Annotated in this window: 10 protein-coding genes and 1 pseudogene; 5 read left to right on the top strand and 6 right to left on the bottom strand. The window is 61.8% G+C overall.

The genetic code is table 11. From position 1 onward, the window contains the following. Positions 1 to 4: 4 nt before the first annotated feature. A complete protein-coding gene (locus tag ACHMW7_RS00500) occupies positions 5 to 1,435 on the bottom strand; it encodes a cytochrome ubiquinol oxidase subunit I (protein WP_395446492.1) in 1,431 nt (476 codons plus the stop codon). Between the two features lie 361 nt (positions 1,436 to 1,796). Here ACHMW7_RS00500 and ACHMW7_RS00495 point away from each other — a divergent pair, with 361 nt between their 5' ends. Next, positions 1,797 to 2,243 (top strand): DUF983 domain-containing protein, encoded by a 447-nt coding sequence (locus tag ACHMW7_RS00495; protein ID WP_395446491.1) that lies wholly within the window; start codon positions 1,797 to 1,799, stop codon positions 2,241 to 2,243. 120 nt (positions 2,244 to 2,363) lie between these two features. Here ACHMW7_RS00495 and ACHMW7_RS00490 read toward each other — a convergent pair whose 3' ends face one another. The 4 genes and pseudogenes from ACHMW7_RS00490 to ACHMW7_RS00475 all read right to left on the bottom strand — a co-directional run bounded on the left by ACHMW7_RS00490 (position 2,364) and on the right by ACHMW7_RS00475 (position 4,657). Beyond that, the gene (locus ACHMW7_RS00490) at positions 2,364 to 2,600 is read right to left on the bottom strand and encodes a hypothetical protein (RefSeq protein ID WP_395446490.1); all 237 of its coding nucleotides are present in this window, start codon (positions 2,598 to 2,600) and stop codon (positions 2,364 to 2,366) included. Between the two features lie 457 nt (positions 2,601 to 3,057). Further along, positions 3,058 to 3,957, bottom strand: coding sequence for an alpha/beta fold hydrolase (locus ACHMW7_RS00485; RefSeq protein ID WP_395446489.1), 900 nt, complete (start codon positions 3,955 to 3,957; stop codon positions 3,058 to 3,060). 31 nt (positions 3,958 to 3,988) lie between these two features. Continuing rightward, positions 3,989 to 4,177, bottom strand: a pseudogene (locus ACHMW7_RS00480) (DUF1127 domain-containing protein); the annotation flags it as partial. A 114-nt stretch (positions 4,178 to 4,291) separates the two neighbouring features. After that, positions 4,292 to 4,657, bottom strand: a complete 366-nt coding sequence (locus tag ACHMW7_RS00475; protein ID WP_395446488.1) for a hypothetical protein — start codon at positions 4,655 to 4,657, stop codon at positions 4,292 to 4,294. A 248-nt stretch (positions 4,658 to 4,905) separates the two neighbouring features. Between ACHMW7_RS00475 and ACHMW7_RS00470 the strand changes: the two genes are divergently transcribed. The 4 genes from ACHMW7_RS00470 to secD all read left to right on the top strand — a co-directional run bounded on the left by ACHMW7_RS00470 (position 4,906) and on the right by secD (position 11,893). Continuing rightward, positions 4,906 to 7,956, top strand: a complete 3,051-nt coding sequence (locus ACHMW7_RS00470) for a PAS-domain containing protein (protein WP_395446487.1) — start codon at positions 4,906 to 4,908, stop codon at positions 7,954 to 7,956. A gap of 65 nt (positions 7,957 to 8,021) precedes the next feature. After that, on the top strand, positions 8,022 to 8,726 hold the full coding sequence (locus ACHMW7_RS00465) for a response regulator (RefSeq protein ID WP_395446486.1): 705 nt from the start codon (positions 8,022 to 8,024) through the stop codon (positions 8,724 to 8,726). Positions 8,727 to 8,868: 142 nt separating this feature from the next. Further along, a complete protein-coding gene (locus ACHMW7_RS00460; RefSeq protein ID WP_395446485.1) occupies positions 8,869 to 9,258 on the top strand; it encodes a hypothetical protein in 390 nt (129 codons plus the stop codon). Positions 9,259 to 9,361: 103 nt separating this feature from the next. Beyond that, positions 9,362 to 11,893 carry a protein translocase subunit SecD gene (gene secD / locus ACHMW7_RS00455; RefSeq protein WP_395446484.1) on the top strand — a complete coding sequence of 844 codons (2,532 nt, stop codon included), beginning with the start codon at positions 9,362 to 9,364 and terminating at the stop codon, positions 11,891 to 11,893. 65 nt (positions 11,894 to 11,958) lie between these two features. Here the strand turns inward: secD and ACHMW7_RS00450 are convergent, their stop codons facing one another. Beyond that, a complete protein-coding gene (locus ACHMW7_RS00450) occupies positions 11,959 to 12,222 on the bottom strand; it encodes a DUF1488 domain-containing protein (RefSeq protein WP_395446483.1) in 264 nt (87 codons plus the stop codon). Positions 12,223 to 12,343 lie beyond the last annotated feature (121 nt).

Below are 12,343 nucleotides of genomic sequence, written 5' to 3'. Positions count from 1 at the left end.
TGGTTCAGCCTTTCCTGTCGGCGTGGGTCGGTGCGAACATGTCGATCTGTTCGTGGGCGGCGGATAGCGGGCGCGCCGGCCGGCCGCTCATGTCGTCCTCGCCTGGGTCGTGCTCGCCCACTTCCGGGCCCTTGCCGACCAGCTTGAGCATGTAGCTGGTGCCGATGCCGAAAACGATGAAATAGACCACGATGAAGACGACAAGCGTGGTGCTCATCGCCAGCACCGAATGGTTTGAAACGGCATCCTTGGTGCGCATGACGCCATAGACGATCCATGGCTGACGGCCGATCTCGGTGGTGTACCAGCCGGCGAGGATGGCGATCAGGCCCGCGGGGCCCATCCAGGTGGCGAAGCGCAGGAACAGCTTCTTGTCGTAAAGCTGTTTGCGCCAGCGCAGCCATAGCGCCCAGCCGGCAAGCAACAGCATCAAGAGTCCGAGCCCGACCATGACTCGGAAGCTCCAGAACACGACAGTCGAATTCGGTCGGTCTTCCTTGGCGAACTCCTTGAGGCCGGGAAACTGGCCGTTCCATTCGTGCTTGAGGATCAGGCTGCCGAGATGCGGGATCTTCAGCGCATAATGTGTCTTTTCCTGTTCCATGTCAGGCCAGCCGAACAGCGTCAGCGGCACCGCTTCGCCGGGCTTGTTTTCCCAATGGCCCTCGAGTGCTGCAATCTTGGCCGGCTGGTGCTCAAGCGTGTTGAGGCCATGCAGGTCGCCGATCACGATCTGCAGCGGTGCCGAGGCGAGCAGCATCCACATCGCCATCGACAGCATGGTTCGGACGTGGGCGTTATCGTTGCCGCGCAGGAGGTGCCAAGCGCCCGCAGCGCCAACGAACAGGGCCGTCGAGAGGTAGGCAGCAACCGTCATATGTGCCAGGCGATAGGGGAAAGACGGGTTGAAGATGACCTCGAACCAGTTCACCGGAACGACGATGCCGTTGATGATCTCGAAGCCCTGAGGCGTCTGCATCCAGCTGTTGGAGGCGAGGATCCAGGTGGCCGAGATCAGCGTGCCGACCGCCACCATAACGGTCGAGAAGAAATGCAGGCCAGGGCCGACCTTGTTCCAGCCGAACAGCATGACACCGAGGAAGCCGGCCTCGAGGAAGAAGGCGGTCAGCACTTCATAGGCGAGCAACGGTCCGGTGATCGAGCCTGCAAAGGAGGAGAAGTAACTCCAGTTGGTGCCGAACTGGTAGGCCATGACAAGGCCGGAGACGACGCCCATGGCGAAGTTGACCGCGAAGATCTTCGACCAGAAATGATAGAGATCGCGGTAGACGGTGTCGCGTTTCCATAACCACAGGCCTTCCAGCACTGCGAGGTAACTTGCGAGGCCGATAGTGATGGCGGGGAAGATGATGTGGAAAGAGATGGTAAAGCCGAACTGTATGCGGGCCAGTTCGAGTGCTGTCAGGCCGAACATCAAGGACCTCTCTTGCATGTACAATCGGCTTGCGCACGATTGCCGGTCGAAGCGTAATACTCGTCGATTGTCGTCAGGTATTGCTCACGCCTTGCAATAGACCCCCATCTTGATCTGCGCAGCGCGGAAAGTCGACGCACCCCCGGGGACATTTTGCCCCATGCGGCGGACCCGCACAGGCTGCTTGCTGTCCGACAGGCTTCCATACAATAGATCCATGCAATTGCCAATTGATCGGAATGTATGTGAATTATATGTATATCGCATCTTGCCGGCAAGACTGATGCGCCCTATGTGTTGAGGCGATGGGACGCCCTGTGGCGCTGCCCGCGTGTTCGCGACCCGCAAAGAGGAGACGCGCATGTCTCAGTCCAGATTTTCAGCGGAGGGGTTCACTCCTACCGACAACCCGATGAAGACAGGCATCCAGGGGCTCTGCCCGCGCTGCCAGATGGGGCACCTGTTCCAGGGCTTTCTCAAGCTTGCACCGCGCTGCGAGGTCTGCGGGCTCGACTATTCCTTTGCCGATCCTGCTGACGGGCCGGCCTTTTTCGCCATGACCATCGCTGCAGTGCCGGCACTGGCCTTCGGCGTCTGGTTCCAGATGGCCTTTGGCTTGCCGCTGTGGGTGCATTTGTTCATCACCTTGCCGCTGACCGTGCTGAGCTGCATGGCGCTGTTGCGCCCGCTCAAGGGTTGGCTGGTGTGCTCGCAATATTTCCACAAGGCTGAGGAGGGCTCGATCGACTTCGATTGGCACACCGAGGCCAAAGGCAAGCAGCAGAACGGCCAGACACCGGCTGCCTGATCAGACGAAGTAGCGCAGCCGGGCCGCGCGCGTGCCGGCCAACAGCAAAAAGCCATGGGCAGGGGCGGCCCATGGCTTTGCGGCAGCATCAAGCTGCCTGTGGCGGTGGAGCAGTCTGGATCAGCGCAGGACGCCGGTAACCTTGTCGCCTTCGTCATTCATCTCGATCGAGACCTTTTCGCCGACCTGAACATTGGGAAGGCCAACGTCGCGCGGGATGGTGAAGCTGTGGCCGTTTTCAAGGGTGATGACCCGGGAGGCCGGGCTGAACTTCATGACCACGCCATTGTCTGCCGAAGCCAGGGCGGCGCCCGACATGAAGGCAAGCGATGCGGCGGCGAGGAGGAGCTTCTTCATTGGACATTTCCTTTCTTGGGAGGTGACGCCAACATCGGCGACGCCCTATTTCTAGCGGCGGCCCGTTTCGAGCTGTTTTCAGAACCTAGCGATAAGTGTTTCGTTTGTTTCAGTCGCTGCTGGGAAACGAAACATTGCACTGCTTTTCGGCCGGAAATGCAGGCTCCGTGTGCTGCCGGAATAGCGGTCGTGCCATTGCAGCCATGCAGGCGCGATGGCTTGTGACAAGGCGCAGGCGCAAGACGATTTGGGCTTGGCGTGTGTTGATTGGGTAGTGACAGTCGGGATGACTGTAGCCAAGCGCGAGGGTGCAGTCATGGCTCTGTCGCGCTAACTGCAACGCGGGGTTGGGGAAGATGCGGCGGGAGCGGAGAAATTTGCTCGTATCCCGCAGCGCCGGACACGACCCAGTCGAACGGACGGGGAACGCAAACACCGACCGGCAAGCGCCGGTCGGTCAGAGCGAATGGGGGAGTGGCATCTTAGAACGCCGCGACTTTCGGACGGAGCGTACGCGGTCGGCGGCTCGCAAATGTGCTGAAATCATCGGATTGACGATGTGAGGGTCGGTCAGCAGCGCCATGTGCCCGGCATCGGGAACCATCGCAAGCCGTGCGCCGGGAATAGCTTCGGCCACCATTTCGGTGACGCGCAAGCTTGCGATCGGGCTGTCCAGTGCCATCACCGCAAGCGTCGGGCAGTAGAGCTGGCGGCAGCGGCTTGCCGGCCAGGTTGCAGCAAGTGCCGTGGCAAGATCCCGGCCCGCTTGCTCCGCATGGCGCTCAAGCTCTTGCCGGAGGCTTTCGCTGGTCCGGCGCCAGGCTCCCGCGCCATGCCAGAAATCGACATAGGAACGCATGCCGGCTGTCGGCCTGGAGGCTTTTGCGGTTGTCGACAGTTTCTCGGCCATGCTGGCAAGCTCGGTGAACAAGGCCAGATCGGACGGATCGCCGACGCGCAGCAGATGGAACAGTGCGGGCTCGATCAGCGTCAGGCTTTTGACCAGTTCGGGCCGCGACTGCGCGATCTCCAACGCCACTGCTGCACCATGCCCATGGCCGACAACATGCATCGGCTCGGCCATCGCGCCGAGAGCAACGCCAGCGACATCGGGGATATCGCGGGCCGTTCGCCTGGAAGCGTTGCCATAGCCGGACAGATCAGGCGCGATCAGCCGGTAGCGCCCTCGGAGGTAGTCTGCGGTGCCTTGCCATAGCCTGCCTGTACTCGCCGAGCCGTGCAGCGCGAGTACAGGTGGGGCGAGTACAGTCTTGCTGAGCACAGGCTGGCCGAGCGCAGGCTGGCAGATGTGGCCCGGATCGGACTGCCAGCTGGCGCTATTCCACATCGTGTTCATGGCCGCGCTTCCGGTCACCGGATGGATCGCTGACAAGCGACTGGATTTCGGAGCGGGCCACGCCGATGTCCTTGAGCAGGTAGTCGTCAAGTTCCCCAAGGTTCCACACCGCGCGGCGATGGGCGCGATGCAGCCAGAATGCCCGATGGGCGGCCGCGATCCGCGAAACCAGCGACGAAACGAGGCCGGCGACGGGTGATCGGATGGTCAGGGTAGTCATGTCCTGGAACTCCTTTGAGCTGTGCCAAGTCGGCGATACTGATCTAGACCTCTCCTGTTTCGGGCATGTTCCCGGCATCGGGGAGAAGTGTTTCGTTTGTTTCAGTGGCGATGTTCAGTCGATCTGCGGGTTGCCGCAGAGCGCATGGTGGCTGCCCGGGCGGGCAGGGCCGCCAACCGCCATCGAGGCGGCCGACGAACGCCCGATCGAGCCGTGCCCGTAGTTGGTGGTTGCAGACAGTGGCAGGACGCTGAACAGGCGGCGCGAGGTGAGCCGCCCTGGTGTCGCGCCCAGCGACACGCGTGAATAGACGTCGGTTCGCTGCTTCTTCACGATCCGCGAGGACGTTGCGTTCGAAGGCTCGTGCAGTGACGACATCATGCCTGAGGGCGGGAATTGAAAGGTGGAAGCGATGTCGAAAGCATGCGCCATGCCGAAGGTCGGCAGAACAGCGCAAAAGGCTAGAATGGTCGATCGCATCTCATGTCTCCTTTGGGGGACGTTCGAGTTCTCGACTTGTCGGGCGCATCGCCTGCTGAAGGGCCGCCTATCAACATCCCGTGGGTTTTTGATAGACTGGTTGCTTCCGCATGCCGGGAGCCGACCCAACGAAGTCGACATGGCGGAAGTTAGCTCAGGCCTGTTTCGGCGCTTTTTCTGAGCCCTAGGGAAAAGGTTTCGTTTGTTCGTGCGATTGCTCTCAAGCCGAAACAATTGAAACAAAGGGAGTGAGTTTCGACCTCATACCGAAACACAGCGCTTGTAATCATCCGCCGCGCTCACGCCGCCGTGATGTGGCCGCGCTCAGGATTGAGGAGACGATCATGCGAGCTAGTGATCCGGCAGTGAATGTTCGGACGGGCTACGCGCTTTTCGATAGCGCCGACATTCTTGTCGACGCCAACGCCGAGATTTTTGGTGGCTTTATCCAGCCACGTGGCGAGCAGCCGGCGATGAATGTCATCGCAGCCGTCGCCATAGTTCTCCGGCAATTCGCGAGCTTCGACGGTCTGGCCGTGGAAACGGCCGACGACTTCGTGCGGCGCGCGACGCTGCGCTGGCGGCAGCCGAATGTGCCGCCGATCGAGGCACAAACCGTCGACGGCGCCTGGAAACTGCTGACGAGTCACCCCCGCCTTGACGGCGGCATTGCCCTGATCAGCACCGACATTACCGAGATGAAGCGTGCCCAGATTGCGCATCTCAGCAGCGCCGAGATCTTCCGTTGCATCACCGACAGCCACCCGCTACCGGTCTGGGTCGTCGACGAGCAAAGCAAGCAGATCCTTTATGAGAGTCTCGATGGATCGCACCTGCTTGGCCGCAAATGGCAGCCGCAACAGCAACAGCTCCTCACCGACCATTTCGTGAACCCAAGCGAATTCGATCAGGCGTGTCGCCGTGTCCACGGCAACGACATCCTGCGCGACTGCGAGATCCAGATGCGGCGCGAAGATGGGTCGCACGTCTGGTGCTCGACGAACTGGCGGCGAAGCGTCTTTCGCTCGCGCCCGTCGCTGGTCATCGGCGTGCTCGACATCACCGAGCGCAAGAAGGCCGAAGCAGCCGAACGGGAGGCGACGTCGTTGATGCAGCGGGTTCTCGACGCCTGCCCGTCGCCGACGCGCATGTCGACGATTGAAGGCGAAACGCTCTATTGCAATCCCGCCAGCCGCGAGCTCTATGGCGACCGACCGCATATCGCCGATTATTATGTCGATGCCGACGACCGCAAGACGCTGGTCCGGACGCTGCTGGAAAAAGGCAGCATCGATGATTTCCGCGTGAGGCAATACTGTTCCGACGACACCATCTTCTGGGGATCGCTCTCCGCGCGGCTGATCGACTTCCAGGGCAAGAAGGTGATCGTGTCCAATGCGACGAACATCAACGACATGATCGTTGCGCAGCAACAGACACGGCAGGCCAACAACCGCCTCACCGATGCGATCGAGTCGCTGGCTGAAGGCTTCGCGCTGTACGACAAGGACGATCGCCTGGTCCTGGCCAACAGCCAGTATCGGAAGATGCACGCCATAAGTGCCGATGTGCTGGTCCCAGGGGTAAACTGGTTCGATTTCCTGCGCGTCACCGCCGAGCGCAGTCAGTTCCGTGTTCCTGGCGACAAGATCGACGAGTGGCTGGCAGAGCGCGCCAGGGACCGGCGGGAATATCGGCAGCAGGAATTCCAGCATGCCGACGGCGGCTGGTTTTTCGTTTCGAACAGTCCGACGCGGGAAGGCGGCTTTGTCGTCACTCGCCTCGATATTACCGAGCGCAAGCGCGCTGAACTGGCGGCCAAGGAGGCCGATGAGCTTGTTCGCAGGGTTCTCGAGGCCTGCCCGGTCAGCATCCAGATGACGCGTGCTCATGACGGCAAGCAGCTATACCGCAGCCCAGCAACGACGAAGCTGTTGGGCGACGTGGATGGCGAGGCCGGTTACTTCGTCAACCCGGCGCATCGCGAGGAGTATCTCGAGCGCTTGTTGCGCGACGGCGCGGTCGACGAGTTTGAAACGCAGCTCCGGCGCAAGGACGGCCACACGTTCTGGTGTTCGATCTCGTCGCGGTTGATCGACTTCCATGGCGAGCAAGTCATTGTTTCCCACACCTACGACCTGAGCGACCGCATCGAGCTGCAAAAGCAGCTCGAGCACCAGCGCGAGAAGCTGCACCAGAACGAGAAGCTGTCGGCCCTTGGTGGCCTGCTGGCCGGCGTGGCCCATGAGCTGAACAATCCGCTGTCGGTGGTGCTCGGCATGTCGCTGACGCTGAAAGAGACGTCGGTCGATCCCAAGACGATCGAGCGGGCCGACAAGATCAGCAAGGCGGCGGAACGCTGTGCGCGGATCGTCAAGACCTTCCTGGCGATGGCCAGGCAGCAGCCGACACGAACCACCAACGTCTCGATCGACGACGTCGTTTCCGCAGCGGTCGAGGTGGTCAACTATTCGATCAGGTCTTCCGACATCCAGCTTTTGCTCGATCTTTCCACCGACCTGCCGGCGATCTGGGGCGACGCCGACCAGCTCAGCCAGGTACTGATCAATCTGCTGGTCAATGCCGAGCATGCGCTTCACCACTGGGAAGGGCCAAGGAAGATACTCGTTTCCACCGGACGGCACCCGGAATGCGGAAACATCACTGTCAGCGTCACCGATACCGGCCCCGGAATTGCCGAAGAGATCCTGCCGCGCATTTTCGAGCCGTTCTTCACGACCAAGGAAGTCGGGGCGGGCACTGGCATCGGGCTGTCCTTCTGCCACAGGATCGTCCAGTCCCATCAAGGCACCATCGAGGTCGAGACGGCGCCCGGCGGGGGCTCGACCTTCATCGTCTCCCTGCCGGCTTCCGATCGGCTCGTCGAGGCGGCCGAACCTTCCGCCGAAGAGCCTTCGAATTCCACGGGTCTATCGTGCCTGGTGGTGGACGACGAAAAGGAAGTTGGCGAATTGATCGCCGAGGTGCTCAGGCGCGACGGGTTCAACGTTGTGCTTGCGCGATCGGGCGAAGAGGCGTTGGTGCAGCTCAGGAGGCGGACCTTTGCGGTCATCCTCAGCGACCTGAAGATGCCGAGCATGGACGGTCGGCGCCTGTACAATTACATCGCCGACTATCATCCGGCCGAAGCCGAAAGGCTCGCCTTTTTGACCGGCGACACGATCAGTCCGGACGCCCAGGTCTTTCTGCGCGCGACGAAGCGGCCTTATCTCGAAAAGCCGGTGAAACCGATCGAATTGCGCAGGTTCGTTTCCGGACTGGTGGTCAGGCAGGCCTGAATGAAGCTGTTTGATTTGCCGCCCTTGCCGAAGAGGGCTACTTTTCCAATCGAGGTGAGGACCCGGTGACTGCCAACCCGCAGATCGTCGTTTGCGATGATGAGCCCGATGTCCGCGAAATGGTCGCGGAGTATCTGGAGCGCCATGGCTATGCCGTGACGACAGCCGATGCCGGGCCGGCTTTGCGCCAGCTCGTCGAAAGCCAACCCGTCGACGTCGTGATCCTCGATATCCGCATGCCCGGCGAGGATGGCCTCTCTCTGGCGCGCTACCTGCGCGAGCATTCGCAGGTGGCGATCATCATGTTGACGGGCTCGGCAGAGATCATCGACCGGGTGGTCGGCCTTGAGATCGGTGCTGACGACTACATAGGCAAGCCGGTCGACCTACGCGAACTGCTGGCCCGCGTGAAGGCGGTGCTGCGCAGGACAACGGGGCGGGATCGTGCCTCGGAAAGTGCTCACGGCGCCCAGAGTGCCCAGTTCGGCATCTGTCGGCTGGATCTGGAGTCGCACAAATTGTTCGATGCAGACGGCAGCGACATAGCGATCACGCCGATGGAATTCCGGCTGCTCAAGGTGTTCGCCGAGAATCGAGGGCGGATCCTCAATCGTGACCAGCTGCTTGAGCTGGCACATGACCGGGGCTGGGACCCGTTCGACCGTAGCATCGACATCCGGATCTCCCGGCTGCGCAAGAAAATCGAGACCGATCCGACCAAGCCGGAGGTGATCAAGACCATTCGGGGAGTCGGATATCTCTACGCCTAGGGCCGTCCGGCGCGCGCATCAGGACGATGGTAGCGCATTGCAGGCGCTTGCACCAACGCTTGGCGTCTTCATCAAAATGCCGTACTGGTCGGCTTCTGAGGCAACTCAACCCTAACCGTTCGGACCTTTGCGCCAGTACGAAATGCAGCAGACCAAGGCACATGGAACGCCCGCGACCGGCATCCTGACGGCCGCATTTCTATGCCTGGCCGTGGCCCTTGCCATGGTTTGCGGCCCGCTGGCCGATGGTCTGGCAGTCGCGTCCGAAGCGCCCAGGTCGAACGCCGGCGGAATCGACGTCCGCGAGCGGAAGAGCGCCCCGGCCATTCCCGAGCGCTCATTTGTCGTCGTCGACTGGCGTAGCGTCAAAGCGGCGGCACTTCACGATGACGGCAATGCGGCTTTGCTGCCGCAAGGCATCGAAATCCCGCAAGCGGCTTTCGCCAAGCCGCGCCATGGGCTGGCTTTCTGGTCAGACCCTCGCCCGTCGGGACCGGGCTATGGCGCTCGTGCACCGCCTCACCTTTCCTGAACATTTGTGAATGACGCGGGCCTTGGTGTGCCGCGCCGCCAAACTAACAGCTGTCGTCCGCCTGCCATGAAGCAGCGGCGATGGCTATTGCAGGATCAGATATATGCGGACCTCCCGATGGGTGGTGGTGACATACACCATCATCATTTTGGCCGGCATCATTGCCGCGCTTCCCAACGTCCTTACCGCCAAGCAACTGGCAGCGCTGCCAGGCTGGTTTCCGAAACAGCAGGTCACGCTCGGCCTCGACCTCCAGGGCGGCTCGCACCTGGTGCTTGAAGTCGATGCGGCGGCACTCAAGACCGACCGCCTGCGCTCGCTGCTCGACGATGTGCGCGGCGCCCTGCGCAAGGAGCGTATCAATGCATCGTCGGCGCGGCTTGCCGGCGATGCCATCGTCGTCAACATTGCCGACGAAGCGCAGCGCGCGAAAGCCCTGGCTACGCTGCAGTCGCTCGCCGTTCCGGTCAGCGGTCTCGGCCTTGGCGCCGGCAAGCCCGACATCGAGGTGACCCAGACCGACAACCAGATCAAGGTCGTTCTGACCGAAGCCGGCCAGCGTGACAAGCTCGACGCGGCACTCCAGCAGAGCCTTGAGATCGTGCGCCAGCGCGTCGACCAGGTCGGCGTCGCCGAGCCGACGATCCAACGCGTCGGTTCCGACCGCATGCTTGTCCAGCTTCCGGGCCTGCAGGACCCGACGCGGCTGCGCGAACTGCTCGGCAGTACCGCCAAGATGACGTTCCACATGGTGGCCAATGTCGCCAATGGCGAGCCGCTGCCGCGCGGCGTCTCGATGCTGCCCGATGCCAAGTCGGGCGCGCAATATCCCGTCGAGGATCGCGTTGCGCTCGATGGCGCGCGCCTTACCGACGCCCGCGCCGGCTTCGACCAACGTACCCAGGAACCGCTGGTTTCCTTCCGCTTCGACAGCGTCGGCGCGCGCCAGTTCGCCGAGATCACCGCAGCCAATGTTGGCAAGCCGTTTGCGATTGTTCTCGACGGCAAGGTGCTGTCGGCACCTTCCATCCGCGAGCCGATAACCGGCGGTTCGGGCCAGATCAGCGGCAGCTTCAGCGTCGAAGAGACGGTGACGCTTTCAGCGCTGCTGCGCGCCGGCGCGCTGCCGGCACCGCTGACCGTCATCGAGGAACGCACCGTCGGTCCCGACCTTGGCGGCGACGTCATCAAGATGGGCATCTACACCGGTATCGCCGGCTTCGTGGCCGTCGTGCTGTTCATGGTGGCGCTGTATGGCACCTGGGGGATGATTGCGAATTTTGCGCTGTTGCTGCACCTGATCCTGACCTTCGGTGTGCTGACCCTGATCGGCGGCACTCTGACGCTGCCCGGCATTGCCGGCATCATCCTAGGCATCGGCTTCGGCGTTGACGCCAACATCCTGATCAACGAACGCATCAGGGAAGAATCGAAGAAGGGGCTCAGCGCCTTCGCTGCCTTGGACAACGGCTTCAAACGCGCCTATTCGACCATTGTCGACGCCAATGTCACTTCGCTCATCGCCACCGGCCTGCTGTTCATGTTCGGCTCCGGCCCGGTGCGCGGCTTTGCCATCACCATGTTCCTCGGCACCTGCCTGTCGATGTTCACCGCCGTTTCGGTGACGCGCATCCTGATGGCTGCGGTGGTACGCCGCAAGCGCCTGAAGACGATCACGATCGAACCGCTGGTCCGCTTCTTCCCGGAAAAGACCTCGATCTCGTTCATGAAGGCACGTTATCTCGGCATCGGCATGTCGATCTTCCTGTCGCTCGCCTCCATCGGGCTGTTCTTCAAGCCGGGCCTCAACTACGGCATCGACTTCAAGGGCGGCATCCAGGTCGAGATCGCGACGTCGACACCGGCCGACCTGGCACAGCTGCGCAACACGCTCGGCGGCTTGAACATCGGCGAGGTGGCGCTGCAGCAGATCGGCAGCGACGGCAACGTGCTGATCCGCGTGCAGCGTCAGGAAGGTGGCGAAACGGCGCAGACCGCTGCCGTCGACACCATCAAGGCTGCCGTGCAGAAGCTCGATCCAAGCGTGAAATTCGAACGCACCGAAGTGGTGGGTCCGAAGGTCAGCGGTGAGCTGGCGCAGTCCGGCATCCTGGCCGTGGTGCTGGCCGCCCTTGCCATGTTGGTCTACATCTGGTGGCGCTTCGAGTGGAACTTCGCCATCGGCGCCATCGCCACGCTGGTGCTGGATACCACCAAGATGGTCGGCTTCTTCGCGCTGTTTGGGCTGGACTTCAACCTGACGGCGATCGCAGCGCTGCTGACCATCATCGGCTATTCGGTGAACGACAAGGTGGTCGTCTATGACCGCATGCGCGAGAATCTGCGCCTGTACAAGAAGATGCCGCTGCGCGAGATCATCGACATGAGCATCAACCAGGTGTTCGCGCGCTGTATCTACACCTCCGTTGCCATCCTGCTTTCGATGTTGCCGATGGCGATCTGGGGTGGCAGTGCTGTCGAGAACTTCGCCATCCCGATGGTCTTCGGCGTGTTCATTGCGACGACGTCGTCGATCTTCATCGCAGCACCGATCCTGCTGCTGCTCGGCGATTGGTGGCAGCACCGTCAAGCCGGCCGCGAGCCATCGACAGAGGTGGTTGCAACCAGGGCCTGAGCAATGTCCTTGCCGGAGCCGCCTCAGGGCGGCCCCGGCAGAAGCCAAGTTAGGCCTGCTGGCCGTTACTTGAAGTCGTATGACGTCAGCACGTACAGGCTTTTGCGACCATGGGAATAAACTTCCCGTGCGACGTCCTGGATCGAAATACGAGCCGCATCGAAGGCGGCAAGATACCGCGTTTCATTGTCACCCGTCGCCTGGCTGGCTTTGAGCGCCTGGACTTCGACGAAAAACGGAACTTCGAACGTGCCATCATACCCCAGGAAACGTATGGCCTTTCTCGCGGCGTCATAGCTGCGGCTTCTGTTGGGAAAGGCGAGTGTCATCGTTTGCTCCAGTGCGATCGTCGGGCAGATCAGGTTGCCGAAGAAGGGCGCCAAACAAATGGCGAGCCACTAAGGCGCTCGGTGCCAGGCGTGGGTTTGGGTTTCCGTCTCGGAAGCGCAA

This window comes from Aminobacter sp. UC22_36 (assembly GCF_044056035.1).
Classification (GTDB): Bacteria; Pseudomonadota; Alphaproteobacteria; order Rhizobiales; family Rhizobiaceae; genus Aminobacter.
Note: the sequence above shows the minus strand (reverse complement) of the source record. Positions and strands in the feature narration are given on the sequence as shown.